The organism is Nocardiopsis sp. MT53, assembly GCF_019598965.1.
GTDB lineage: Bacteria > Actinomycetota > Actinomycetes > Streptosporangiales > Streptosporangiaceae > Nocardiopsis > Nocardiopsis changdeensis.
The window spans coordinates 1,885,487-1,910,720 of record NZ_CP080599.1; the positions used below are offsets into that span (position 1 = coordinate 1,885,487).

At 72.3% G+C, this 25,234-nt stretch carries 24 protein-coding genes; 10 read left to right on the forward strand and 14 right to left on the reverse strand.

Annotated elements, in window-relative coordinates; translation table 11 throughout:
- Positions 1-918 precede the first annotated feature (918 nt).
- The 3 genes from K1J57_RS08085 to K1J57_RS34135 form a co-directional block, all read right to left on the reverse strand.
- Complete coding sequence (locus K1J57_RS08085) at positions 919-1,395, reverse strand: ATP-binding protein (protein WP_338151196.1); 477 nt, start codon at positions 1,393-1,395, stop codon at positions 919-921.
- On the reverse strand, positions 1,392-1,772 hold the full coding sequence (locus tag K1J57_RS08090) for a hypothetical protein (RefSeq protein WP_220563832.1): 381 nt from the start codon (positions 1,770-1,772) through the stop codon (positions 1,392-1,394). The genes K1J57_RS08085 and K1J57_RS08090 overlap by 4 nt, the downstream gene beginning before the upstream one ends.
- A 543-nt stretch (positions 1,773-2,315) precedes the next feature.
- Complete coding sequence (locus K1J57_RS34135) at positions 2,316-2,720, reverse strand: helix-turn-helix domain-containing protein (RefSeq protein ID WP_370634620.1); 405 nt, start codon at positions 2,718-2,720, stop codon at positions 2,316-2,318.
- Between the two features lie 168 nt (positions 2,721-2,888).
- Between K1J57_RS34135 and K1J57_RS08100 the strand changes: the two genes are divergently transcribed.
- From K1J57_RS08100 to K1J57_RS08110, 3 genes are all read left to right on the forward strand, one after another.
- Complete coding sequence (locus K1J57_RS08100) at positions 2,889-3,098, forward strand: hypothetical protein (protein WP_220563834.1); 210 nt, start codon at positions 2,889-2,891, stop codon at positions 3,096-3,098.
- A 77-nt stretch (positions 3,099-3,175) separates the two neighbouring features.
- Positions 3,176-3,424, forward strand: coding sequence for a hypothetical protein (locus tag K1J57_RS08105; protein WP_220565940.1), 249 nt, complete (start codon positions 3,176-3,178; stop codon positions 3,422-3,424).
- A gap of 53 nt (positions 3,425-3,477) precedes the next feature.
- Positions 3,478-4,440 (forward strand): Imm49 family immunity protein, encoded by a 963-nt coding sequence (locus K1J57_RS08110; RefSeq protein WP_220563835.1) that lies wholly within the window; start codon positions 3,478-3,480, stop codon positions 4,438-4,440.
- Positions 4,441-4,477: 37 nt separating this feature from the next.
- On the opposite strand, the gene K1J57_RS08115 is transcribed toward K1J57_RS08110, so the two are convergent.
- From K1J57_RS08115 to K1J57_RS08140, 6 genes are all read right to left on the reverse strand, one after another.
- Positions 4,478-5,287: an immunity 49 family protein gene (locus tag K1J57_RS08115; RefSeq protein WP_220563836.1), complete on the reverse strand. Its 810-nt coding sequence runs from the start codon at positions 5,285-5,287 to the stop codon at positions 4,478-4,480.
- A gap of 101 nt (positions 5,288-5,388) precedes the next feature.
- The gene (locus K1J57_RS08120; protein ID WP_220563837.1) at positions 5,389-6,102 is read right to left on the reverse strand and encodes an immunity 49 family protein; all 714 of its coding nucleotides are present in this window, start codon (positions 6,100-6,102) and stop codon (positions 5,389-5,391) included.
- Positions 6,103-6,269: 167 nt separating this feature from the next.
- Complete coding sequence (locus K1J57_RS08125; RefSeq protein ID WP_220563838.1) at positions 6,270-9,866, reverse strand: hypothetical protein; 3,597 nt, start codon at positions 9,864-9,866, stop codon at positions 6,270-6,272.
- A 236-nt stretch (positions 9,867-10,102) separates the two neighbouring features.
- Entirely contained in the window at positions 10,103-10,615 is a 513-nt protein-coding gene (locus K1J57_RS08130; protein ID WP_220563839.1) for a hypothetical protein, read from the reverse strand.
- Positions 10,616-10,724: 109 nt separating this feature from the next.
- Positions 10,725-11,096 carry a DUF6507 family protein gene (locus K1J57_RS08135; protein WP_220563840.1) on the reverse strand — a complete coding sequence of 124 codons (372 nt, stop codon included), beginning with the start codon at positions 11,094-11,096 and terminating at the stop codon, positions 10,725-10,727.
- A gap of 103 nt (positions 11,097-11,199) precedes the next feature.
- On the reverse strand, positions 11,200-11,475 hold the full coding sequence (locus K1J57_RS08140; protein ID WP_220563841.1) for a hypothetical protein: 276 nt from the start codon (positions 11,473-11,475) through the stop codon (positions 11,200-11,202).
- A 332-nt stretch (positions 11,476-11,807) separates the two neighbouring features.
- Between K1J57_RS08140 and K1J57_RS08145 the strand changes: the two genes are divergently transcribed.
- The 4 genes from K1J57_RS08145 to K1J57_RS08160 all read left to right on the forward strand — a co-directional run bounded on the left by K1J57_RS08145 (position 11,808) and on the right by K1J57_RS08160 (position 19,564).
- On the forward strand, positions 11,808-13,379 hold the full coding sequence (locus K1J57_RS08145; protein ID WP_220563842.1) for a DUF6177 family protein: 1,572 nt from the start codon (positions 11,808-11,810) through the stop codon (positions 13,377-13,379).
- 121 nt (positions 13,380-13,500) lie between these two features.
- A complete protein-coding gene (gene eccCa, locus K1J57_RS08150) occupies positions 13,501-17,487 on the forward strand; it encodes a type VII secretion protein EccCa (RefSeq protein ID WP_220563843.1) in 3,987 nt (1,328 codons plus the stop codon).
- Positions 17,484-18,911 (forward strand): RDD family protein, encoded by a 1,428-nt coding sequence (locus K1J57_RS08155; RefSeq protein ID WP_220563844.1) that lies wholly within the window; start codon positions 17,484-17,486, stop codon positions 18,909-18,911. The genes eccCa and K1J57_RS08155 overlap by 4 nt, the downstream gene beginning before the upstream one ends.
- Before the next feature lie 68 nt (positions 18,912-18,979).
- Positions 18,980-19,564, forward strand: a complete 585-nt coding sequence (locus K1J57_RS08160) for a hypothetical protein (protein ID WP_220563845.1) — start codon at positions 18,980-18,982, stop codon at positions 19,562-19,564.
- A gap of 202 nt (positions 19,565-19,766) precedes the next feature.
- Here the strand turns inward: K1J57_RS08160 and K1J57_RS08165 are convergent, their stop codons facing one another.
- From K1J57_RS08165 to cutA, 4 genes are all read right to left on the reverse strand, one after another.
- Positions 19,767-20,123: a hypothetical protein gene (locus K1J57_RS08165; RefSeq protein ID WP_220563846.1), complete on the reverse strand. Its 357-nt coding sequence runs from the start codon at positions 20,121-20,123 to the stop codon at positions 19,767-19,769.
- Between the two features lie 101 nt (positions 20,124-20,224).
- Positions 20,225-20,884, reverse strand: a complete 660-nt coding sequence (locus K1J57_RS08170; protein ID WP_220563847.1) for a GNAT family N-acetyltransferase — start codon at positions 20,882-20,884, stop codon at positions 20,225-20,227.
- 96 nt (positions 20,885-20,980) lie between these two features.
- Positions 20,981-21,571, reverse strand: a complete 591-nt coding sequence (locus K1J57_RS08175; protein ID WP_220563848.1) for a hypothetical protein — start codon at positions 21,569-21,571, stop codon at positions 20,981-20,983.
- Complete coding sequence (cutA, locus tag K1J57_RS08180) at positions 21,568-21,927, reverse strand: divalent-cation tolerance protein CutA (RefSeq protein ID WP_220563849.1); 360 nt, start codon at positions 21,925-21,927, stop codon at positions 21,568-21,570. The genes K1J57_RS08175 and cutA overlap by 4 nt, the downstream gene beginning before the upstream one ends.
- A 66-nt stretch (positions 21,928-21,993) precedes the next feature.
- Here cutA and pyrE point away from each other — a divergent pair, with 66 nt between their 5' ends.
- Positions 21,994-22,527: an orotate phosphoribosyltransferase gene (gene pyrE / locus K1J57_RS08185; protein WP_220563850.1), complete on the forward strand. Its 534-nt coding sequence runs from the start codon at positions 21,994-21,996 to the stop codon at positions 22,525-22,527.
- Positions 22,528-22,593: 66 nt separating this feature from the next.
- Here the strand turns inward: pyrE and K1J57_RS08190 are convergent, their stop codons facing one another.
- On the reverse strand, positions 22,594-22,977 hold the full coding sequence (locus K1J57_RS08190) for a DUF4115 domain-containing protein (protein WP_220563851.1): 384 nt from the start codon (positions 22,975-22,977) through the stop codon (positions 22,594-22,596).
- A 406-nt stretch (positions 22,978-23,383) separates the two neighbouring features.
- Here K1J57_RS08190 and fbaA point away from each other — a divergent pair, with 406 nt between their 5' ends.
- Both fbaA and K1J57_RS08200 read left to right on the forward strand, forming a co-directional pair.
- A complete protein-coding gene (gene fbaA, locus K1J57_RS08195) occupies positions 23,384-24,406 on the forward strand; it encodes a class II fructose-bisphosphate aldolase (protein WP_220563852.1) in 1,023 nt (340 codons plus the stop codon).
- Between the two features lie 154 nt (positions 24,407-24,560).
- Positions 24,561-24,977, forward strand: coding sequence for a DUF3151 domain-containing protein (locus K1J57_RS08200; protein ID WP_220563853.1), 417 nt, complete (start codon positions 24,561-24,563; stop codon positions 24,975-24,977).
- Positions 24,978-25,234: the final 257 nt, after the last annotated feature.

Here is a 25,234-nt window from a genome sequence, read left to right on the forward strand (position 1 = left end):
CCGGCACTGACCGGGACCGCGGTCATCCGCGGGAGTAGGCACCAGCGTGGAGCGCCCGCACCGCCGCCGGCGCCCACAACCTTTCCAGGCGGTGCGGGTGTGCGCACCTCGCGCGGACCCGTCCCCGGAAAGCGCACCCCCACCACCCCGGGTGCGCGCCCAACGAAACCGCCCGGCGCTCTGCCGGAGGCCGACTGCGCGGGGACGGATCCACGCTCCGCGACTGTACCCTCCAAGCGATCGGGCTCTTGGAAACCAGTCACCCGTGGCTGCGACCACAGACCGCCCACCCCACATGGTGACCGTCCTGGAAACCTCACAGTCCGCCTCACCCCCTGGGGCCGAGGCCCCGATCGGGTGCACCAACCCCCCTGAGGCCAGGGCGGGAGGCCTCCCGCAGCCCTCACCCCCTGGGGCCGGGCACCCCACTGGCCTGACACGGCTATGGCTAGGGTTTCCGGTCGGGTAGGACACCCCCTGCGGCACAGGAGGCGATTCGCCTTCCGGCTGTGGCCGAGGTTTCCAGGCGGGTGAGGAACCCTCTGCGGCCGGGGCCGGCAGGTACGCGCAGCCCTCACCCCCACGTGTCCGGGGCAGCGGGAACGCCCACCCCCACCCCCTGGGGCCGAAGGAGACGATCCGCCCTCCGGTAGTGGCTCGGCCCCCAACAGACACCCGCCACCCACCACAGCGTTGAAAGAGCATGGGACACCCCCGGCGCAAGGCGGAAGGCCACCCGTGGCCCTCGCCTCCTGAGGCGGAGGCGCCGCAGTCTCCTCCGGCCGTGGACAACCATCCCGGACGCGGAAGAAGAGGCTCCGAGACGCCCATGGGGCGGGTATCGGACCCGCGACCGACACCCCGACGGGCAGTGGGGACGCGGCCCGAGTGGGCGGCGTCCCCCATCATCGGACAGGTTCAGGTGGTGCCTTCGGGGCAGGTGGGACGACCGGGGCGAACGGGACCGAAGTCAGCCCAGATGTGGTGCCCGAGGTCACCCCACCGACATAGCGAAAGATATCCCCAGCCTGTGGACAACTCTTGGACCATCAGTAGACCGCGCTGTCCCTCCGCCCAGTCCCATTCCTCGGCGCTGCGGGCCTTCGGGATCTCCGGGAGCGTGCCGCCGCAGCCCTCGTCAGTGAACCCGAGTCGTACCCCGCCGCGCCCGTCCGTCCACAGGGTGCGGACGACGCGGCCGCCGCGCGCCCCCGACGCCGTGTACTTGACCGCGTTGGCGAACAGCTCGCTCCCGCAGAGCACCAGGGTTTCGGTCAGGTCGGAATCGAATCCGGCCAGATCCCTGACCAGGTCGCGGCGTACGGCGGTCAACCGGGCGAGGTGCCCCTTGTAGACACGGTGGCGCCAGGTCCTCCCGATCGGTGCGCGCTTCACACCCGCACCTCCCGTCGCTCCTGCTGCACCAGCCATCGGCGGGTGACAGCGGCCAGTTCCTCGAAGCCATCCCCCACCTGGAACCCCGGGCTGCGGTCGGGGGCGATGAGGCCGGAGGGGAATTCCGGTTCCGGGGCGAGGAGGTCCCCCGGAGGAGCGGGCCGGGACTGCGGGATGTAGGGGACGGGAGCGGCCGCAGGGGCGGTCGGGGCTGCGGTCGGCATCTGGGGGTGCGACGTGTTCGGAGTGGTCCAGCTCCGGAGGCGGGCGAGGGCCTGCTCCTGGACGCGCACGAGTTCGTGCTCGTCGGCGGCCGCGTGCGGGGCTTCCGCGCGGCGGGCGGCGGAACGCTCGTGGGCGACGAAGTAGGGGCGCACGAGCGGGATCTCACCGGCCGGGAAGACTTCCCGGGGCCGGTCCAGCCCTCGGAGCCGAACCGCGGCGGGAGGCCGGTCCGGGAGGGGCCGAACGGCGGGAGCGGGGTCGGCGGCGTAGCGGCGGACACGCTTCGACCTGCGGCGGAAGGCGGAGAAACCGGTGGGCCGGGCATGCCGGCCACGGGAGACGCGGAACAGCACTCCGAGCAGTCCGAAGGCGCACTCGAGGAGCGCAGCGCTAAACTGGTGCACGCTGGCAATCCTGTTCTTTCAAGGGGTTGAGTTGCTGGCCACGGCCTCGGGTGTTCTACAAACACCGCGGGGCCCCTATATGCGGTTATGCGGCCAGGTTAGGGCACCGGCCGAGTATCGGGACACGTTTTTCCGTAACGACTTCGAAGAGGCTTGCGACCTTCGGCGTCGTGGCAGCTCAAGGGCACCCCAGCGCGACTCCCGACCGAGGGAGAACGCGAGCCCGGAGTGGCATATAGGTCCGATTCATTCGCTTTTAATAAAAATTGTTCCACACAAAAGGGGCGGCACCTATCCGAAGAAGGTGCCGCCCCTATCTGTCGTTTCCCATACGGGCCGAGCACTCAGGGCCGCTCGACGGTGTCCGCCGGGGCAGCCCACCCGGAGGCCACCGACTCCAGGCTCCCGGCTCCGCGCGCCCCGCACACCGGTGTCAGCAACCTCGGAGGCCTCGACCCCCGGCCGCCGGAGCCGGGAGAGCGCCACCTCCTGCCGCCAGGCGCGCAGCGGCTCTCCGTTCGCTCTCAGAACCTCGCCCAGGCGTTCCTTAATGTCTCCGCTCGGGGTGTTCACACCATTTTCACAGCGGGAGACCAAGGCATCCGCGACGCCCACCACCCGGGCGAGCGCCCGCTGCACACAGCCGGCCGCCCCGCGGAATTCCGCGAGAATCCGCGGGCCCCCCTCACGCGTCACGCAGAGAAAACCACACGAGCCCCCCGTGCATCACCTTTCGTTCCCCGAAATCCGAAGAAGCCGACCGTGCGGCAATACCGCAGGTCAGAGTGTTCACGTGGGAAAGCTCACCGGTTCACCCGAACCACATCCGGTTTTCCACCGCCTGAGAGGGAACGGCTACCCCTGATGAACGGCATCTACCTCGACGACCTGCTGGCCACCGCCGCGGACGTACTCGACCGGGTCGGTACCCGCACCGAACCCGGAACCGCCGACGAACGGTCCGTTCGGGCCGTGCGCGACGCGCTGCGCCACGCATGGGAGACCGACGACGCCCACGCCGCCGTGACGCTCCTGGACCGGAGGATCTGTGCATGCAAGGAGGCCGCTCCGTGACCACCACCCCTCCCTTTCCCTCTTCCACCCCTTACGTCGCACCGCTGTGCGGAGAGGCCCACCTCGACCATTCCTGCATGCGCCGGACCTGTCTCCTGGAGGCCGGCCACAGCGGCCCGCACGAGGACTCCAAGGGGCAGACCTGGGAACCCCCGGAGCTGACCCTCGAACGTCTGAGATCCACCTGGGGCTCCACCCACCGCATCGTCTGGACGGGGTCGCTGTGGATGGCGACCCACCGGGACCCGAACGCCCCCTGGCGAACGGAAGTGGAACCCACCCCCGAGCAGCTGGAGGAGCGCCTGCGCGCTCACTCCGCCCCGTGACCGCAGCGGTGCTCCCGCGCCCGGGGTCCGCGGTGCTTGGTAGCGTCCGGCCCATGCAGCAGCACACCCGACACGGCGTCGACGACGGCTACCTGAAGCGCATCGTGAACCCCGCGGAACTGCGGGAACGCGTCTCCCTGCAATTCCACGCCCTGCGGCACCTCTCCTCCCGGGTGAGCGTCCTCCAGGAGATGAGCCGCACCCTGCTGGACCACCTGGGAGCCCGCTCTGTGGACGATCCCGACCTGTCCGGGGACCCCGCACACTTCGGCCTCGTGCTGCGCACCGCGGCGGAGTCCGCCGACGGCGTACTGGAATGCCTGATGGCCCCCGAGGGCGACCAGCGGATCCCGCTCTCCTGGCTGGGCGGGGAGCTGACCAATATGAACGAGGACCACGACGACCTCGATCCGCCCTTCCGGCCCGTGGTCGACATGGACCTCACCCCGCAGGTGTGGGTGGAAGCGGTCGAACTGGCGGTGGTCGGCCGCCGCGTGCGGGATCAGGGCCGAGCGTCCGGAGCCGGGTACCGGATGTACGCGTCCATCCTCCACGACCTCGCCGGGCAGGAGGTGTTCCCGGCGGCCGACGTGGCGCAGATGGACGCCTTGGGCATGTACCTGAACCCGGCGGGATTCCCCCTGCCCCGGGATTGGCCGAAGGTCGCGCTGTGCATGCCCTCGGAGGCGGAGCGGGCGACGGCGGCGCGGGCCCTGGACTCCGCCGGGGAGCTGAGCGGGGAGCAGTCCCTGCTGCGCGTCTTACTCCAAGACGACCAAGAGTTGTTCGAGCAGGAGCTGGAGGAGTACCTGGACCGGTACCGGCGGGACATGGACGCCGTCCAGGACCCGGCACCGCGCACGCTGTTGCCGATGGGTGTGATCGCGCTGGTCGCGTTGGCGGTCCAGGTGCACGGCTGGCGGGTGGACCTGTCCTCGGACTACCTGCCCGAGGTCCTGGTGCGCGCACCCGAGGGCGTTCCGCCTGTGGAGCGCCCGGCACCGCCCGCCGGCTGAGAGCCGGACGGGATCCTCACCGTCCTCGGCACCGGGATCAGATGGGGAAATCGTCGTGCCGGGTGCGCTTGAGGATGTGCTCGGGCAGGTACTCCGAGTCGATGCCCAGCGTGAACTCCGGGTCCTGCTGCCGGAACTTGTCATGCCCCAGGCACGCCAACGACAGCAGGCTCAGCGGCACGACACCCGGCAGCTTCCTGGACTCCAGCTCCGGCGAACTATAGAAGCGCTTGAAGTCCTCCAAAGCCTTGACCAGCGCCTTGACGAACTCCTCCGGGTCGCCCATCAGCAGCCGACGGAACACCTCCATCGCCGGGAAGGACAGCAGCGCCACGCTTTCCGCCCCGAACGGCACCGCCTGCGGGTCGCACAGCTCCATGGACCGGCGCAGCTTGCCCACCAGGTCCGGACCACCGGTCACGAACGTCTGGAGCGTATCGATCCACGCGTAGGTGTACTCCAGATACTCCGACCCGCCCCGGGCCGCGGACTCGCGCAGGCTCTCCACTGGAATCCGGCACAGCGCCCGCACCCGCTCATGGTCCCGGCAGGTCACCGCCAGGTGGAACGCCGTCTCCCAGTCCACGGGCCGCGCCACCGGCACCCGCTGGGCGACCTGGATCCGCCGTTCCTGGTGATCGACGCGCAGCACCGCCTCCTGCCCCGGCTCCACCTCGGAGAGCTGGAAGGCCGCATTGGCGATCTGCATCGCGAACACCCACGCCTCCCATGTCTCCAACCGCGAGGCCGAGGGATCCACCAGCAGCTCCTGGAGAGCCGTATCAAGGACGGCGTCCGCCCTCCTCCTCAGGAACCACGGCTTCCCGGACAGCGTCTGGAGAGCCATCTGCCTGCCTCGTGCATTGGTCTCTCGCCGGTAGTCATCGACCACGAAGTCGATTTCATGGCGCTCCACCTGAGACGTTTCGCCGCGCTGCTCCGGTTCGATCAAATGGGGAACTCGCCGTTCCAAGCGCCATTGACGATGAACTTGGGCAGGTACCCGGACTCCACCTCCAACTTGAACTCGGGATGGTGCACGGACCGGTCGTTCCCCCAGCACGCGAACGCCAGCAGCCCCAGCGGGCAGGTCCCGTCGACGTCCTTGGACATCTCCTCGTTCGCGGTGTAGTGCTCCTTGAAAAGCTCCACTCCACGAGCGAGCGCGGCGTTGAAAGCCTCGCTGTCGTTCGCCGCGAAAGCCCGGAAAACCGCTACCTGTGGAAGGAACAGCCTCTCCAGGTCACCGGCCGGCTGCTTGCGCGGATCCGCCAGCTCCACGACCCGGTCCAGGTCCTCGAACAACCCTGGGCGGTTCAGAACGAACGCCTGCAGAGCGGAGATCCAGGGGAACAGGTACTCGCCGTAGGTCCCGCCGCCCCTGGAGCCCGACTCCCGCAGCACCTCCAGAGGGATCTCACCCAACGCCCGCTGCCGCTCCTGATCCCGGCAGCTCACAGCCAGGTAGAACGCCGTGAGCCAGTTCCCGGGCGAAGTGAAGGAGCGAGTCCCGGTCCCTCTGAGGTTCCGGGTCTTCTTGTCAATGACGCAGGGGACATCGGAGCCCTTGGAGGCAGCGCTCACGGAGAAAATCGCATTGGCCAACTGCATGGCCGTCGTCCATTCCTCCCACGTCTCCAGATATCCCGCCTCGGGATCCATGGCCAGGCGCATCTTCGCATGCCCCAGGATAACGCCCAGTTCCGCGGCGAGAATTGTAGGGTTCCGTTCGACCCCGGCTACCGAATCCCCCCGATCCGCCTCAAATTTTCGCGCGGCCCTCTCATAGTAGGGATGTCCGACATCATGGCGAGCAATGGAATATTTCATCAGTCTGTTTCCCTGAACACATCGAACTCGGCGAACGAGTAACCGCCGAACCTCTGGTTCCCGGAAGAGTCCACTACCGGGTTACCCTTGACTTCGACATAATGGAGCTTCCCCTCTCTCATCGCCTTCCTGATCTCCTGCGCGAGGGCGAGTTCTGTGAACTTGTCACTGTCCGGGGAAAGCTCCATCTCGTCGGCGGTACCACGCCTCTCCATGGCCTCCAGGATGCTCTGGAAGTACTCCTCCGTACCCTGGGAGACGCGCTTGACACCACCATTACCATCAGGCACGAGACGGGAGCCCAGGGTCGTGCCCTGACTGCTCTTGGCCTCGACGACGACGATCCCACCGTCCTGGGTCCGCCAGATCTGGTCGAACTGGTGGTTCCCGTTGCGCGGCACGGTGTCGGGCATCTCGACCGGCCCGTTCTCCGAGAGCATGGGACGTTCCGGGGAACTGCCGTTGAACTGCTCGCGGACGGCGACCTCCGCGCTGCGTTCGCCGTAGTCCTCGGTGATCCTGATCATCTCCCGGTGGGCTTCGGTGTACTCCTCCCGAGCCCTCTGGAGCTCCTCGGGGGCGTTGGCGCCCTCGGTGTTCTGGTTCTTGTACTTGTCCTCGAGACGCTTCAGTTCCCGTGCCGCTTCGGTGTCCCTGGTGATCGCCCTGTCCCGGCTCTCCGCGAGGGAGTCGAGAGCGTGCGAGGGGTTGCTCTCCACGTCGTACTTGACGACGGGCGCCTTGTTGACACCGCCGAGGTAGTCCGGCGGGTCAGGGGTCGGAAGGGTGTCCTGGACCACCCAGGGGCTGTTCTCGTCCAGGCGGGTCAGCTTGGGCAGCGGGAACTTCTCCGGACCCACGGTGGTGTACTGGCTGATCCGGTGGCCGTCCTTGGGGCGGTAGAACTCTTCGAGGACACCGCTGTTCGGGTCGTTCACCAGTCTGTTGAAGTGCTCCAGGAACTGGCGGTGCCCCTGCGGCGAGGTCCCCCAGCGGTGGGTCTCCAGAGCCTCCGGGGTCTGGGGCAGGTTACGGTCACGCCACCATTCGAGGGCGTTCTCCGCGACACGGTCCAGGTTGGACATGTCGTCGGCGACCTCGAAGTCGGCGTCCGGCTTGGGGATCCCCCACTTGTCCCACAGGGCGAAGTTGTCGTCCCGCCCTTCCAGAGGGGCGACGTCGTGGGCGCCGTTCCTGTCGGGGGTCGGCTCGTAGTAGTCGTCGTGCCACAGCTCGGGGTCCCGGGAGCGGTAGGGCACCCCCTCGTCCATCAGGCGGGCCTCGACGTACTCGTGCATCACCAACTGGCGGAAGGCGTTGGCCTCCGAGGGGTCCAGGGTGCCCGCCTCGGCCTTGCGCCACAGGTCGGCGATGTGGTCCATGGGGGCGAACCGGCCGCTACGCAGCGTCGTCCCGTCCGGCGGCACCGGAACGTCCGGGTGCTCGCGGAAGAACAGGTGCTGCTTGATCTCCTCGAGCACATTCGAGTCGTAACCGGTGTTCTCGGAGATCCGGTCGACGTCCCCATCGTTATCGCGGATCTCGTTGTACTGCTCCAGGGCCCGAGCGCTCTGCGGGACGTCGACGTACCGGTTGCCCTCGGCGTCGAAGTAGGTGCCGGTCTCGTCCCGGTGGCCGACATCGATGTGGTCGCCGTCGGCATCGTAGAAGCCGGGCCCCTCCTCGAGGTTCGACCTGGGGTTGTCGGCACTTTCCGAGCCGCCGGCGCGCTGGACGTACTCCCGCGGCGTGCGCTCCGTGTCGGTGCCGTCGGTGCGGTCCGGGGTCGCGTCGCCGTCCGGGGTGAGGTCGTCCGGGCCGTCCGGCAGGCCGTTGCCGTTGCCGTCCGTCCCGTCGAAGCCGCCGCCGGTGCTCCCGCCTCGGCCCGAGCCGGAATCCAGGTCCACGACCGCCGTGCCACCGCGCGGGGTGTCCAGGCCGGTGCCGCCGCCGACGCTGTTGTCGACCGTGACGTCGTTGCGGGCGTTGATCCCGTCGCCCGCGCCGTCCACCTCGACCCGGTCGGGGTCGGTGATCGAGGAGGCGTCGTCGGGCACCTCCTGGGAGGCGACCCAGCGGTCCTGCTCGTTGTTCAGCCCCTCCTCCAGCTCGCGGCGGGACTCCGGGTCGATGCCGTCCAGGAACTCCTGGCCGGCGTCGAGCTGGTCGGCGGTCGGGTCGACCGTCTCGTCGGAGTCGGATCCGCTGTTGCGCCGGTCGGTGTTCTCCGTCTCCGTATCCGACCCGTTGGTGGTCGTCCCGCGCGGGGTGGAGCCCGTCTCGCCGCCGGGCTCGGAGCCCGTGTCCGTGGTACGGCGGTTGTCGGTCCCGCCGGGGAGGTCGGCAGTGGAGTTGTTGAGCCGTTCCAGCGCCTCGTTCATCCGGCCGAGGTCGGCGGCGCTGATGTCGAGGCCCTCCACGTCGCTCAGGTCCAGCGGCTTGAAGGACCCGTCGCCGAAGCGGGGGATCCGCGACAGCAGCGACGGGTCGATGCCGCCGGGGAAGTCCGAGAGGTCGGGCACGTCCGGGGTGCGGCTGCCGCCGACCGAGTTGAGGATCTTGGCGCCGCGCCAGGCCATCAGCGGCACGCCCACGACCGCGCCCACGCCGGTGGCGGTGAGCAGCGCGCCGCCCACCACGGCGCCGACGTTCAGCAGCGCGGTGCCGATGGTGTACCAGGGCCGGTCGCCCCACTCCTCCCACGGCACGACCGCGTGGGCCGCCTCCTTCCAGGCGTTGCCCGCGGTCTCCCAGGACCAGCCCCAGTTGCCGTTCTCGTCCTTGCCGACGCCCACCAGCGCGCCCAGGCCCTCGACGGTGCCGCCCCAGTAGTCCCAGAGGTTGTCGCCCCAGTTGCCGGAGAACCATCCGTTCGGCCCGTGCGCGCCGACCATGCCGCCGACGTCCTCGGCGATGCCCACGAAGAAGTCGCCGACGGCGTCGCCGAAGTCGTTGTACCAGGCGTGGTCGGTGGTCTGCGGCGCCCCCCACTCCATGGGGACGCCCTCCAGGGGCGCGTCGAACCCGTAGACGAACTGGCCCTCGCCCGCGGTGACCGACCCGTCGGCCTTCTGCGCGATGAACGTGGTGCCGCCGAACAGCCCGGTGATGGCGTTGGCGCAGGTCCGCTCCGCCTCCTCGAACTCGTACAGCAGGCCGGCGGCCCGGTCGAGCAGGGCGTTGTGCTCGGCGACCTCGGGGCTCTCGGTCTTCCACCACAGGAAGCCGCCGCCGTCGCGCCAGTCCTCGTCGCCCTCGATCTTGTTGAGGAACGCGTAGGAGTCGGACTTGAGGGTGGCCCACCGCTCCTTGATGCCGCGGACCGTCTCGGCGAAGTCGCTGAGCGCGTCGGAGGCGCTGGACAGCGCCGTGGAGACCTCGTCGCCGTCGCCGGTGAGCGGGTTGAGGACGGTGAAGAGGTCCTGGTCCTCGGGCGCGGAGTAGATGCCCTCCAGCCCGGCCCACGCGCCGGTGATGTCGGCGGCGGTGTCGGTGAGGTCGGTGCCGTCCGTCTTCAGTTTGGCCGCGACCGCGTCAAGGGAGTAGGTGAGGGTCTCGGGAACGGGGAAGCCGCTCGGATCGATCAGGTCGGACAAGGTGACCACCGTTGCCTGTTCCGGGGGAAGGCCGCCGGTCGGGGCGGGGGCCGTGGCGCTTCCCGGGGGTCTGGTTCTGAGGGTCGGATCCGCGGGGTGTCCGGTACGGCCCTGGGCGGACCGTGGGAGTCGGGCACTGCGGTTCCGGGTGGCCGGTGGGGACTGGCACCGGGGTGGGGAGAAGCGGGAGGAGGTCGGGTGCGGTGCCGCGCGCTCCGCGCACGGCACCGGGAGGGTCAGCCGTCGAGGGCGTCGAGCTCGGCGTCGGTCTCGGGGGCCCGGGGTTCGTCGCCGAGGTGGTCCAGCAGGGTGCCGCGGTACAGGCCCGCGCCGTCGATGTCGATCGTCCCGGTCAGGGACAGGGAGAAGCCGCCGCCGCGCTCGTACATGCGGATCAGCGGCTCGAACGGGTCGGGCAGGGCGGGCAGGGACACCCCGGCGTCCCGGGCGGCCGCCAGGTGCAGAGCCCAGACGCAGGACTTGCCCACCGTCGGGTACTGCTCGATGACCGCCGGGCTCTCCAGGACACCCTCGACGACCTCGTCGGCGGCGCGCACGCCCGGCGCGGCGAACTCCGCGATGTCGTAGAACGGCCATCCCTTGGCGCCCAGTGTCCGGGTCCACACGGCGGCGCGGCGCAGGTATTCGCGCATCAGGGAGACCCGCGACCGGGTGTGGTCGAGGTTCCCGTTCCAGTCGATCGCGTGGATGCGGACGGCGAGGTCGCTGACCGCGGTGGTGCTGCTCATGGGATGTCCCTTCACTTCGGGAGCGTCGGGGCGGCCACCGGTGGCCGCCGGGTGTTCTCCCGCCGAGGACGCCGCGGGGGCGGGTGCGGGCGGGCGTCGCGGTCCGGTGCTAGACGGCCTGGTAGGGGCCGTACTGGGGCGGCGGCTCCGGCTCCGGGATCACACCCGCGTTGGCCTGGGCCTCCTCTGCCATCTCCAGGTTGCCGTTCATGTAATGGGTGGTGGCCTCGCTGGCGCCGGTCACGGCCGCCATGGTCAGGCCCGCCATGTCGCCCATGATGCCGAAGTAGTGCTCGGCGAACTCGCCCAGGGCCATGCCGATGATGCCGCTCTTGGCGTATTCGCCGCAGTCCATCAGGTGGTCCTCGACGCTCTCCATGACGCCGACCAGGCCTTCGCCGCTGCCCTCTTCACCGAGGTGGCCGGCGACGGCCTGGAGGACACCGCCCACGGCTGCGGGCTGGATGTTCCACTGCGACACGGACTGCTCCTTTCACGTGTGCGCCGGTCGGCGGTCGGCCGGCGGGGGCGGGACCCGGCGGTCCCGGTACGGGTCGGAGGGGGTGGACGGTGCGGCGCCCCGGTCAGGCGTCGCGGGAGGAGAAGGCGCCCGGGCGGAAGTTCGCCGGGGTCACGGCGTCGGCGGGCAGGACCACCGGCTGCCGGGCCTGCGCGGAGGTGATGACCTCCCACATGCGGCCCAGCGTGGCCTGGAGGGCGTCGGCCTGCGCGCGGAAGCGCTCGCGGGCGTGCCCGGCGGCGACACGGATCGGCCCGGCGGCCGGGACCGGCTCGGGCTCGTCGTGAGCGGCCTGCGGCGGGTCCTCCCAGTCGGCGGGCTCGACCAGCTCGAACTTCACGGTGCTTCCTCCTACGGCGGTTCAGGGCCTCTCACGATCGTTCGTCCGCCGTTGGGCCGGACACTGGTATGGGATGTTCGTTCGGCGTTGATGGTTTCACCGCCTGTGGACAGAAGGAAACCGTTTACGTCGGGCGGTTTTCCGGGACACCGGTGACCTGCGGAAACACCGGGGAGGGTGATGTGCGTCCCTCCCGGAACCGGGTGCCCGGAGGTGCCGGGGCGCCCCCGGCGCACGGGAGGGAGCGTGAACCTTCCGGACACTCCGCGTATCCCACCCGGTACCCGGCCGCCCACGGCCCCACGAGTGTTCACGAGTGTTGAGGAGACCCCTTGAGCCACGACGCGGTCGCCCTGCTGTCCGGCGCACCCGACCGGCGCGCCCTCATCGCCGCGCTCGCAGCGGCAGGCCCGGACCTGAGGGTGCGGCTGGTCGCCGACGGCGCCGTGGTGGAACTCCGCGACGCCGACGGCCGGGTGGTCGCCTCCCTCCAGGCCGCCCAGCGGCTGGCGCTGTCCGCCGAGGCCGAGCGCCTGCTCGCCGACGGCATCGCCGACGACCTGCCCGCCCAGCCGTACTGGGTGGAGGCCCGCGGCGCGGAACTGGCCGACACGGACACCGCTGGCGTGGTCGGCCGGTTCGTCCGCCACCTCGCCGAACGCCTGGGCGGCGAGGTGTGGGAGCCGGCCCCCGCGCTGCTCCGCGACGCCCCCTTCCTGGAGGGCGCCACCGAGCACCCCGCCGTCACCGCGCTCACCGAGCAGGCGGCGGTCGTGGTGCAGGACCGCCCCCTGGTCCCGCTGTCCCCCTGGATCGTGGACGCCATGGCCCGGCACGGCCGCCGCGGCCTGCGCCTCCAGGTGGTCACCCCCTCGGCCTCGCGCCTCACCCACGCGCTGCGGTCGATCCTCCAGACCCCCGCGGCCCGCTGGGTGGTCCAGACCCCTGCGGGCACCTACTACGACGGCTTCTCCGGCGTCCCGCTGCGCTGGGACGAGCGGGCGGCTTTCACCGTCGACGAGGACGCGCGGCCCGGCGGCCCGCCGAAGGAGTTCCGCGCCGACGGCGCCGACCGCGGCTGCCGGCTGCACGTGGACCTGAACGTGGAGCACCCGGCCGACAACGGCTTGGTACTGGGCGCCTCCGTGGAACTGCTCGCCGAGCACCTGGGCGGCGCCCTCCCCTCGGTCTGGGGCACCGCCGAGCCCTTCGCCCAGGAGTGGCGGCGGGCCGTGTTCACCCGGACCGCCCGCAACCGCGCCCCCGGGCAGACCTGGGCGGCGTTCTCCGGCCCGCCCGAGGGCGTGCGCGAGGACGGCGTCCGCCCGTTCGCGGGCACGGTGCGGGTGAGCCGCACCGCGTCGGGGGTGCGCGAGGCGATCACGTTCGCCGTCGGGTACCCCGAGGGCGAGGAGCCGGACCTGTCGGCGGTGCACTCCCTGGTCAAAGAACTCACCGCGCGGGACGTGCTGCGGACCATGACGGTGCGGCGTGCGGGCGGCCGCGCCGACCTCACCTACGCGCCGCACTGGACGGGCCTGCCGCTGCCGGTGGGCATGGCGGTGGGGCAGGAGGCGGTGTCGGTCATCGGCACCGGGCGGGCGCTGGGCGCGCCGGTGCGGCCGCTGCCGTTCGGGCCGCCGCTGACCCCCGCGTTCTGGTACCAGGTGGGCACCGGGGTCGAGGAGGACTCCTGGGTGCGGTTCCGGGAGCTGATGGCCCACCTGCACCCGGACGGGGGGTACGGCGCGGAGCCCGGCGGCGAGGACGGCGGCGGGACCGACGGCACCCCCGACGGCACCCCTGACGGGGCTTCCGCGACGGCCGGCGGGCGGGCCTCCGGCGAGGGCTCCCGCCCCTCTCCGAAACGGGGCTTCGAGGAGGGCCCGGCGCCCTCTCCGTGAGTCATCGCGGCCGCACGCACCGAATGGTCAGAGGGGTCCGGTTCGGTAGGGTTCTCCCGAGCCCCTGGCACCCCGCCTCCCCCAGCACCTCCGCCCCCTTGCACCGCCGAGAGGAACGCCGATGAGTCTTCGCGTCGTGCACCGCCCGACCAGGACCGTGCACCCCGCGCCGGCGCAGGAGCCCCATGAGGTGGAGGCCCCGCCGACCCTTCCCGACGGCAAGGCGCAGGGCAACCCCCTCATGACCATCCTGCCGATGGTCGGCATGATGGGGTCGATGACCATCATGATGGTCATGCGCAACCCGGCGTTCATCGCGCTGGGCGGCGTCGTCCTGGTGATCGCCCTGCTGGCGGCGCTGGGCATGCTGTTCTCCCGGCGCGGCCAGGTGGGCCGTCAGCGCCGCAACCAGCGCGAGCTGTACCTCCAGTACCTGGAGGAGCTGCGCGAGGAGCTGACCGAGTGGGAGGACTCCACCCGGTCGCACGCCCGCCTGCTGGACCCGCCGCCGGAGGCGCTGTACGACGTCGTCCGCGACCCCACCCGGCTGTGGGAGCGCCGCCGCAGGCACCGCGACTTCCTGCGGGTGCGGGTGGGCACCGGCCTCACCGAGGGGCGCCTGCTTCGGCTGGCCGAGCAGGGCACCGCGCTCACCCCCACCGACCCGTTCATGCTGTCGGAGGCCCAGGCGGCCATCCGCCGGTTCGCGACCATCCCGGAGATGCCGCTCACGCTGCCCCTGGACATGGCCGGGAACGTCAGCGTCGTGGGCGAGCGCGAGGACGTCATGCGGCTGGTGCGGGCGCTCGTCGCCCAGTTCGGCGCGTTCCACGCCCCCGAGGACGCCGGGCTCGCGGTGTCCTACCCGCCCGCGAACGCGGCGGACTGGGAGTGGCTGCCGTGGCTGCCGCAGGTACTGGACCCGCAGCGGCGCGAGGGAGGGGCCGCGGTGCGGCTCATCGCCCCCACCCCCGCCGAGCTGGGCGGCCTGCTCGCCGACGAGCTGCGGGCGCGCACCGACTTCGCGTCGGAGGTGCGCCGGGGCATGGGCAAGCGGGAGGCGTACCAGATGATGCGCCGCCTGCTCGTCGTCCACGACACCCACGGCCAGGTCGCCGCCGAGCTGGTCCGCCCCGACGACGCGGTGGACCCCGGGGCGCTGGCCGTCACCGTGCTGCACCTGGTGTCCCGGCAGGTGGACGAGCCGGGCGACGTGAGCGTGCGCATCACCGTCGAGGGCGACCGGGTGAAGGTGGAGGAGCTGCGCGGCTCCGACCCCGTGGTCACCGTCGGCACCGTCGACAACGTCCCCGCCGCCACCCTCTCGGGCCTGGCCCGGATGCTGGCGCCGCTGCGGCTGTCCCCGGAGTCGGTGGAGGAGACCGCCCAGGAGGGCGGCGCCGTCGACTTCACCGCGATGATGGGCGTCCAGGACCCGGGCGACATGGACGTGCAGCGGCTGTGGGCGCCGCGCAGCGAGCGGGCGTTCCTGCGGGTGCCCATCGGCATGGACGACATGGGCCAGCCGGTGGTCCTGGACCTCAAGGAGTCGGCGCAGCTGGGCATGGGCCCGCACGGGCTGTGCGTGGGCGCGACCGGCTCGGGCAAGAGCGAGATGCTGCGCACCCTGGTGCTGGCGCTGGCGGCCGGGCACTCGCCGGACCGGGTCAGCATGGTGCTGGTCGACTACAAGGGCGGCGCGACGTTCGCGCCGTTCGAGAACATGCCGCACGTCGCCGGCGTGATCACCAACCTGGAGGACGACGCCGCGCTCATCGAGCGGGTGTACGCGAGCCTGTCCGGCGAGGTGCAGCGCCGCCAGCAGGTGCTGCGCGATGCCGGGAACGTCCCCAACATCGGCGACTACACCTACAAGCGGCAGCACGACCCGAGCCTGCCGCCGCTGCCGCACCTGCTGGTGATCATCGACGAGTTCGGCGAGCTGCTGACCGCCCGCCCCGACTTCATCGAGCTGTTCCTGTCGATCGGCCGCATTGGCCGCAGCATCGGCGTGCACCTGCTGCTGTCCAGCCAGCGCATCGAGGGCGGCAAGCTGCGCGGGCTGGAGACGTACCTGTCGTACCGGCTGGGTCTGCGCACGTTCTCCGAGGAGGAGAGCCGCACCGTCCTCAACACACCCGACGCGTTCCATCTGCCGTCGCTGCCCGGATTCGGGTACCTCAAGGTGGACACCAGCGTGTACCAGCGCTTCAAGGCCGGGTACGTGTCCGGGCCCTACCGCGGCCCGGTGGCGGAGGAGTCGGAGTCCGACGGGGTCGTGGCGGTGCGCCCCTACACCGCGTACAACACGGCGCCCGAGGGGCCCGGGGCCGTCCGGTCGGGGGGCGACGAGAGCCCGATGCCGACGCGGACGGTCGGCCCGACCCTGCTCGACGTGATGGTGTCCCAGTTCGACCGGCACGGCGAGCGGACCCGGTCCATCTGGCTGCCGCCGCTGCCCGGCGCCGCCTCCCTGGACACCATGGCGGGCGCCCCCGAGAAGACCGACCAGGGTCTGCGGCTGCCCGGCGGGCACTCGCCCATGAGCGTCCCCGTCGGTCTGCTGGACGACGCCACCAAGCAGTGGCAGGGCGTGTGGAAGCTGGACCTGACCGCCTCGGGCGGGCACGTCGCCGTCATCGGCGGCCCGCAGAGCGGCAAGACCACGATGCTGCGCACCCTGGTGCTGTCGCTGGCGCTGACCCACACCCCGCAGCAGGCGGCGGTGTACTGCCTGGACCTGATGGGCGGCGGCCTGCAGTCGCTGTCGTCGCTCCCGCACGTGGGCGGGGTGGCCGCGCGCACCGACGTCGAGCGGGTGCGGCGGACCGTGGAGGAGATCCGGGGCATGCTGGAGCACCGCCAGGAGGTGTTCCGGGAGCGGGGCATCGACTCGGTGGCCCAGCTGCGGCGCATGCACGCCCGCGGCGAGGTGCCCGAGCTGGCCAGCGCCGACGTGCTGCTGGTCATCGACGGGTTCGGGGCCCTGCGCAAGGACTTCGAGGACATCGACGGCATGGTCAACGAGCTGCTCCAGCGCGGCGGCGGGTTCGGCGTGCACGTGGTGGCGGGCATGCTGCGCTGGAACGACGTGCGCATCGCCGTGCAGTCGAACTTCGGACAGAAGGTGGAGCTGCACCTCAACGACCCGTCCGAGTCCACGATCGACCGCAAGCTCGCCGAGACCATCAGCGCCAAGGCCCCCGGGCGGGCGCTCACCGGCGACGAGCTGTTCGGCCAGGTGGCGCTGCCGCGCATCGACGGGGTGGACTCCGACGAGGACCTGGGCGAGGCCGTGGAGAAGGCGGTGCGGACCGTCGACGGCGCCTGGGGCGGCCGCCGGGCGCCGAGCGTCCGGGTGCTGCCGCACCGGCTGTCGGTGCGGACCCTGCCCACCCCCGAGTCGGAGCCCCGGCTGGTGCCGATCGGGGTGGACGAGCGGGCGCTGGACCCGGTGCTGCTGGACCTGTTCGACCGCGACCAGAACCTGCTGGTGCTGGGCGACGGCGAGTGCGGCAAGACCAACCTGCTGCGGCTGGTGGCCGAGGGCCTGGTGGCCCGGTACTCGTCCGACGAGGTGGTGTTCGCGGTGATGGACCCGCGCCGGACGCTGCGCAACGTGGTGCCCGAGGAGTACATGGGCGGGTACGCGAGCACCCCCAAGGTGTGCGCCGGGCTGGCCGGGGGCGTGGCCAAGGAGGTGGAGTCGCGCATCCCCGAGGACGGCGACCTCGACTCGCTGGAACCGGGATCGTTCAAGGGCCCGCGGATCGTGGTGCTGGCCGACGACTACGACGTGCTCACCACCGCCGGACAGAAGCCGCTGGCGCCGTTCGTGCCCTTCGTGCCCAACGGCCGGGACATCGGCCTGCACTTCGTGGTGGCCCGCCGGGTCGCCGGCGCCGGGCGCGGGATGTACGAGCCGTTGGTGCAGGCGATCCGGGAGATCGGCACGAGCGCCCTGGTCATGGCCGGCGACCGGTCCGAGGGGCAGATCCTGCCGCGGGTGTACGCGGCGGCGCAGCCGCCCGGCCGGGGCAAGTGGGTGACCCGCGGTGGGGCCACGCAGCTGATCCAGACGGCGCTGAGGGACCGAGGAGAGCAGTGAGCGGAGGAGGAGCGACGGGCGGCACCGCCGCGGTCGACGCACTGGCCGCGCGCATCCGCGCGATCGACTGGAACGGGAACCTCGACCACACCCGGTCGCGGGTGGCGCTGATGCGCGAGTACCTGCGGCGTGCGGCGCTGTGGACGCGGGCCGTACAGGGCAAGGGGTGGCCGTTCTACGACGTCGCGGAGTTCGCCGCGCCGGGCGTGCGCGCCGACGAGGGGGTCGTAAGCGGCGTCCTGGAGAACCCGGCGGTCGTCGACCGGTTCCCGGCGGTGGGCAGGTCCTGCGCCTGGGCGCTGCACCTGGCCGCGGCCCGGGACGCCGGCGTTCCGCTGCCGGACCTGCCGGACCTCTTCGAGCCGCTGATCCGCATGTACGAGCGCGGCGGCGGCTTCTCGCTCTCGGGCACGGGCACGATCGACATCGACGGCACGGGCCTGTACCGCGGCACCCTCCCGGACCACCTCGGCGACGAGCCCCGGGCCCCCGAGAGCGACGCCGAACTGGACGCCCTCGACGGCATCGCGCCGCCGACCGGAGCGCCGGAGGAGGCGGCCGCGCCGCGCGGGCAGGAACCGGCCGGAGTCGCCGTGTACCCGTCGGCCGCCCACGCGGTGTCCGCTCCCGGGGAAGGCGTTCCCCGAGGAGCCGCGACCCCCGCCCGGGAGGCGCAGCCCGCTCCCCCGGCGGCACCCGCCGCGCAGACCCCGCCGGCACCAGGTGCGCCGGGTGCGCCGGGTGCGCCGGGTGCGCCGACCATGCTGCCGCCCGCCCCCAGGCCCCCGGTGCCCGGACCGCCCCCGGTGCCGTACGCGCACGGCGGGTACCCGGTCCACCCCGGCCACCCCGTTCCGCCCGCCGGGTACCCGGTGCATCCCGGGCACCCCGGCTACGGCCCCCCGCCGCGGCCCGCCGGGCTCCGCCACCACACCGAGTGGAACCCGGCCGAGCCCTCCGTCGGGCTGGCCGAGCCCGTGCAGCGCTTCGCCGCCCGGTTCCTGGACACCCTCATCGCCGCGGTCCTGTGGTTCCTGCTGATGCTGGCCACAACCTTCACCGCCGTGATCATCGGCGGCGGGGACATCGCCGGGCGGTCCGCCGACCTGGCCTTCCAGATCGGGGCGGTCTTCTCGTTCGCCCTGTCCCCGATCCTGTGGGAGTGGTTCCAGGTCGGTGTGTGGGGCCGCTCGGTGGGCAAGATGCTGCTGGGCCTGTGGGTGGTGCGCGCCGAGGGCGGCGGCAGGCTGCCCGCGGGGCGCGCCCTGCTGCGCGCGCTGTGCTTCGCGCCCGGGTTCACCAACCCCGTCAACTGGCTGCTGCCCTGGTCGCTGGCGAACGTGCTCTGGTCCCTGCGCGACAAGGAGCGCAGGCGCTGCCTGCACGACCGGTTCGCACGCTCCGTGGTCGTCCGGGTCGGCTGAACCGCGGCCCCGCCCCGTTCCGGGGCACCGGGGCCGAGCGGCGAACGCCCGGGGGCTAGGTTCGCCCCATGCGTCAATTCACAGGTTTCCTCATCGGCGCCGGGTTCGGCCTGGCGTTCGTGCTCGCGAACGCCGGCCCGCCTCTGCCGTCCGCCGTCGGGCTGGTGCTGCGCGTCCTCGCCGTGGCGGCGCTGGTGGCGGTCATCGTGCTCTCGGTGGCCCTCTCCCGCCGGCCGGCCCCGCCGGTGACGGGGGCCGGGCCCGGCCCCGCGTTCCGGTTCGGCCCGTTCTACGGGACCGTCGTGCTGGTGGAGGTCGTGCTGATCTTCGGCGGCATCCAGGTGCTGCGGCTGCTGGAGGCGCCCTGGCAGGCCAACATCGCCTGGATCGCCCTGGTCGTGGGGCTGCACTTCCTGCCGCTGGCCTGGTACTGGCGGATGCGTCAGATCCTCGCCGCCGCCCTGTACATCTCCGCGATGGGGGCGGCCGGGCTGGTCCTGGTGGCGATGGGAACCGCGGAATGGGCCCCGTTCGTCAGCGGTGTGCTCACCGGCCTGGGCATCCTGACCGGCATGCTCGTGAGCCTGGTCGGGATGCTGCGGGCTCCCCTCCCCGAGGCGGGCCGCGACCAGGACACCACCCTCACCCCCTGACCGCAGCGCCCGGAGCCGCCGCCTCCGGTACGGGCGACGGGCCCGGTGGGCGGTCGCCCTGGGCGGGCGGGCGCCGAAGGCGGGGCGGCCGGAGCGGGATGCCCGGTCGGCCCCGGCCACCGGGAGGCGGTCGCCCGCCCGGGCGGGACCGCCCGTCCGACAAGGCGTGCGGCGGAACGCCCCGGGCCCGCGGGGCTGGTCCTCAGGTCCGGCGCGGGTCGGGGACGTCGAACCAGGCGCGGCGGGGGCCGCTGGGGACCGCACCCGGGCGGGGCTCCCCCGCCAGGAAGGCCGCGGCGACGGCGTCCACCGCGCGGGTCCGGGGCGGCGCGCCCGGAGCCGGGCCCCGGACCGGGACCGGTCCGGCGCCCGGAGCCGCCCGCTCGGCGCGCGGGGGCGTGCGCCGGACGGACGGCGGGACCTGGACACCCGGGTCGAGGCCGGGCCGGGGACCGGTGGGCTCGTTCGGCCCCGGCCGGCCGATCGCGTACGGGAACCGCAGCCCCGGCGGCAGCACGGGGGTCAGCGCCGGAGCGGCGGCGGGACGGTGAGCGTGCAACGGGGGTTCCTTCCGACTCGTCACCGGCCGCCTCACGGCGGTCACGGTGGTTCCGTCGGTTCAGAACCGTACCCGACGGGTGACCGGTGAGCCCCGGTACGTCACTCCGGAAGCTCGCCCAGCCCGAAGAACGGCAGGCACGGCTCCAGCCCCGAGAGCGTGACCGGGACGTCGAGGCGGTGCGCCTCCCAGTCCTCGCGGGTCAGCAGGAACCGCAGCTCGCGGGCGGCCTTGCCGCGGACCGCGTACACCCCGACGCCGTCGGCGCGGTAGCCGAGCCTGCGGGACACCCGCTCGGAGCGGACGTTGCCCTCGATGACCCCGGACGCGGCCTCCGCGGCGCCCAGCCCCTCGAAGGCCAGGTGCAGCATCGCGGCGCGCATCTCGGTGCCGATGCCCCGGCCCTGGTGCTTCAGCCCCAGCCAGGAGCCGCTGGCGACCCGGCGGGTGACCGCGAAGTCCTTGGCGAGCATGTCCTGGACGCCCACCACCGCCCCCTCGTGGACGACCACGAGCGGCAGCTGCCAGTCCTCCGGCGTCCAGCGGGCGTAGACCCCGAGGTTGTGCTGGACCACCGACAGCGCGCGCCGGGCCGGGGACAGGTCCGTCCACGGGAAGATGAACGGCATCTCGGCCGGGTCGTGCACGCCCTCGGCGGCGATGTCGGCCAGGGCGGCGAGGTCGTCGAGGGAGGGCGGGCGCAGCTCCAGCCGCGGGGTGCGCACGCGCAGCCCCAGGAGCGGGAAATGGTCGGTGATCATGACCCGATGGTCCCGGACGCGGGAGGCGGAGTCACCCCGTTTTCCCCAGCCTGTGGACAACGCGCCGCACCCACCGGCGCGGCCGGGCCTCCCCTGTCAGGCCGTGCCGCGCAGGTCCCGGAGCAGCGCGGCCAGTTCTGCGGCGGCCTCCTCCGGCGCGCACTCGCGCACCTGCCACCCGCGCATCCGGGCGAGCCGGGCGGCGTGCGCGCGGGCCGGGTCGGTGAGCAGGTAGCCGCACGGGGCGTCCGGCCAGTCCGCGGACGGCGGCAGCGTCTCGGTGCGGTACCCCTCGGGCTCCCCGGCGGGGGCGGGCGGGGGCGCGGCGTCCCGCGGGTTCTGGGTCCGGTCCAGGTCCGCGCGGGTGGCGGTGCCCGGCTGCGGCAGCAGCGCGTCCACCAGCACGTACCCGAACACCGGCCGGTGCGCGGCGCGCTGGGCCGCGCCCAGGGCGCCCGCCAGCGGCCCCGCGTCGCCCTCCGCCACCAGGGCGGTCGGGGCGTCCGGGGGGACCAGGCGGCGGATCTCCAGGCTGGCGGCGGCCACGTACCGGGCGGCGTGCGGCGGCAGCTCGTCGCCGCCGACCTCGATCCGGACCGGGGTGATCCCGGCCGGGGCCAGGGCCCCGCCGAGCCCGGGCAGGCGGGTGGGGCGTCCCAGGGTGGGGGGCAGCAGGACGGCGATCACCCGGCGGCGCCCCGCTCGCCGTCCGCGTCGGGACGGGTCTCGTCGACCACCCAGGCCAGGTACGCCGGCTCGCCGCCGACGACGGGCACCGCCACCACCTCGGGGACGTCGTAGGGGTGCTCGCGGACGATGTGCGCGGTCAGCTCGTCCAGGCGGTCCTGCGCGGTCTTGAACACCACGGTCCACTCCTGGTCGCGGTGCGCCTCGCCCTCCCAGCGGTAGTGGCTGGTGACCGGTCCGCCGACCTGGGCGCAGGCGGCGAGGCGGCGCCCGACCGCCGTCTCCGCCAGCCGGTCGGCGTTCTCGCGGGTGTCCACGGTGATCTCGACCCGGACGGCTCCCGGGGTGTTCGGCATGGCGGTCCCTCCGCCCGGGCGCCGCGGTGACGTGCGGTGCCGCCCGGTGTTCTACGCTCATGGATCATGAGCGAACGTGATGAACTCCTGCGTCAGATCAACGATAAGGCGGTCGTGCGCGGGAAGGTGACCCTGTCCTCCGGGCAGGAGGCCGACTACTACGTGGACCTGCGCCGCGTGACCCTGGACGGGGAGGCCGCCCCGCTGGTCGGGTCGGTCATGCTGGACAACGTGGCGGACCTGGAGTTCGACGCGGTGGGCGGGCTGACCCTGGGCGCCGACCCGGTCGCCACCGCGATGGTGCACGCCGCGCACGCGCGCGGCCGCAGGCTGGACGCCTTCGTGGTGCGCAAGGCGGGCAAGGCGCACGGACTCCAGAAGCGCATCGAGGGCCCGGACGTGCGGGGCCGCCGGGTGCTGGCGCTGGAGGACACGTCCACCACCGGCAACTCGGTGCTGACGGCGGTGGAGGCGCTGCGCGAGGCCGGGGCCGAGGTGGTCGCGACGGCGCTGATCCTGGACCGCGGGGCGCGCGAGCGCGTGGAGAAGGAGGGCCTGGAGTACCGGGCCGTGTACCAGGTGTCCGACCTGGACATCTGAGGACGTCGTAGCGGCGCGGCGGGGCGGGGCGTCCCGCCGCCGCGGGGGGCGCGGGGCCGGAACCGGTCAGCCGTCGACGGTGAAGCTGTAGTCGGCGCCGCGGTCGGCGATGTCGCGCTCGATGCCGTTGACGAAGAGTTCCACGGCGGCGGGGTCGCCGATGGTGACCTCGATGCCGCCCTCGGGGATCTCGGCGTAGGTGAGGGAGCTGCCCTGGCGGACCTCTTGGTCGTGCAGGACGTCGCCGCCGGGGATGCGGACGAACACGCGGCTGGACTCGCCGATGACGCGCACGTAGAAGGCACCCTTGGGGGTCTCCTCCTCGTTCGCCGCCCCGGAGGCGTTCGCGCTCACGCTGGAGCCGGAGTTGCCGGGGAGCGAGCGGTACAAGAAGAACCCGCCGAGCGCGAGCATCGCGACCAGGAGCACGACTGCTCCGACGATGGCCACCACCTGGCCAACGCCGCGAGGATCATTCCTATGCCTTCCCACGGCGTTGAATGTAGCGTGTATCACGACAAAAAGCGACAGTGATCTCCCCGGACCTCCCCGCCTCCCACAATCCGGTCACAGTCGCACAAAAATTCACATCGCCCGTGAATCCACCATAGACCCATACAAAGCGCCCATTTCGGCCACTCCGCCGCACCCGAAGACCCATCGAATTTGGTCTAGACCTTTCCATCGGCTCCGTGCGTTCGGGATACTTGGGTGACACCTGGTGGACACGTCCGGACGTGCGACCCGAGTCTCGGGCTCCCCCGCCGCCCGGACCCTCCACCGGCAACGCACGTGGGGTGCCGCCGGTGCGACCGGCGGCCGCTCGCTCCAGGTCCGATTCCAGGGAGAGTCAAGCATGCCCATCGCCAGCCCCGAGGTCTACACCGAGATGCTGAGCCGCGCGAAGTCCCAGGGCTTCGCCTACCCGGCCATCAACGTGACCTCCAGCCAGACCCTGCACGCCGCGCTGCGGGGCTTCGCCGAGGCCGAAAGCGACGGCATCGTCCAGATCTCCACCGGCGGCGCCGAGTTCCTGTCGGGTGCCACGGTCAAGGACATGGTCACCGGCTCGGTGGCGTTCGCCGAGTACGCCCGCGTCGTCGCGGACAAGTACCCGGTCAACGTCGCCCTGCACACCGACCACTGCCCCGAGAACAAGCTCGACGGGTTCGTCCGCCCGCTGCTCGAGATCTCCAAGGAGCGCGTGGCCAAGGGCCAGGACCCGCTGTTCCAGTCCCACATGTGGGACGGCTCGGCGGTGGAGCTGGAGGAGAACCTCCGCATCGCCGAGGAGCTGCTGGCGTCCTCCAAGGAGGCCCGCACCATCCTGGAGATCGAGGTGGGCGTCGTCGGCGGCGAGGAGGACGGCATCGTCGGCGAGATCAACGAGAAGCTGTACACCACCCCGGAGGACGCCCTGCGCACCGCCGAGGTCCTCGGCCTCGGGGAGAAGGGCTACTACATGACCGCCCTGACCTTCGGCAACGTGCACGGCTCCTACAAGCCCGGCTTCGTGAAGCTGCGCCCGGAGGTCCTGAAGAAGGCCCAGGAGGCCGTGGCCGAGAAGTACGGCCGGACCAAGGCGTTCGACTTCGTCTTCCACGGCGGCTCCGGCTCCACCCTGGAGGAGATCCACGAGGCCATCGAGTACGGCGTGGTGAAGATGAACATCGACACCGACACGCAGTACGCGTTCACCCGCCCGATCGTGGACCACATGCTGAAGAACTACGACGGCGTGCTGAAGATCGACGGCGAGATCGGCAGCAAGAAGGCCTACGACCCGCGCGCCTACGGCAAGGCCGCCGAGGCCGGCATGGCCGCCCGCGTGGTGGAGGCCGCCCAGCAGCTCAAGTCCGCCGGCAACCGGATGAAGTAGTCACCGCGTCCGACGCGCGTGGGCGCCCGGCGGCCGGCACGGCCGCCGGGCGCCTTGCGTTCCGGGCCCGGACGGCGGGCGCCGAGGGACGGCGCCCGGATCCGGCCTGTGGACGACCGGTGCCGGGCCCGGCGGCGGTGGCAGGATGGGATCCATGAACCTGCACCAGAACCTGCTCAACGAGCCGCCCGAGACCCGTCTGCCCGACAACGCCGAGGCCCGCGAGGCGCTGGCCGCGGCCACCGACCCCGCCCCGGTCGCCGGACGGTTCCCGGAGTACTCGGCCGCCTGGGCCCGCCTGGCCGAGAACGCCCTGGCCGCTGGCGAGCCGGTCGCCGCCTACGCCTACGCGCGCACCGGCTACCACCGCGGCCTGGACCAGCTGCGCCGCTCCGGCTGGAAGGGCCACGGCCCCATCCCCTGGGAGCACGAGCCCAACCAGGGCTTCCTGCGCGCGCTGCACGCCCTGGGCAAGGCCGCCGAGCAGATCGGCGAGGCCCAGGAGGCCGAGCGCTGCGCCACCTTCCTGCGCGACTCCAGCGCCGAGGCCGACAAGGCCCTCAACGCCTGACCCGCCGGGCGGCCGCCCGTCCGGGCACACGCTCCAGCGGCGGCCGCCCCACCACACTTGGGGGAGGACCGCAGACGAGCACGGCCGGTCTCACCCACCCGAGGCGCCGATCCCTCCGGCGGCCGCTTCCCGCCATGACCGGAGGAGGACCGCAGACGGGCACGGGTGACCGGTCCGGAGCTCCCGCGCACCGGACGGCCTCCCCGGCCTGAGCCGCCCCCGCCCGCGCAGAGGGGACGTCCATGTGAACGCCCATG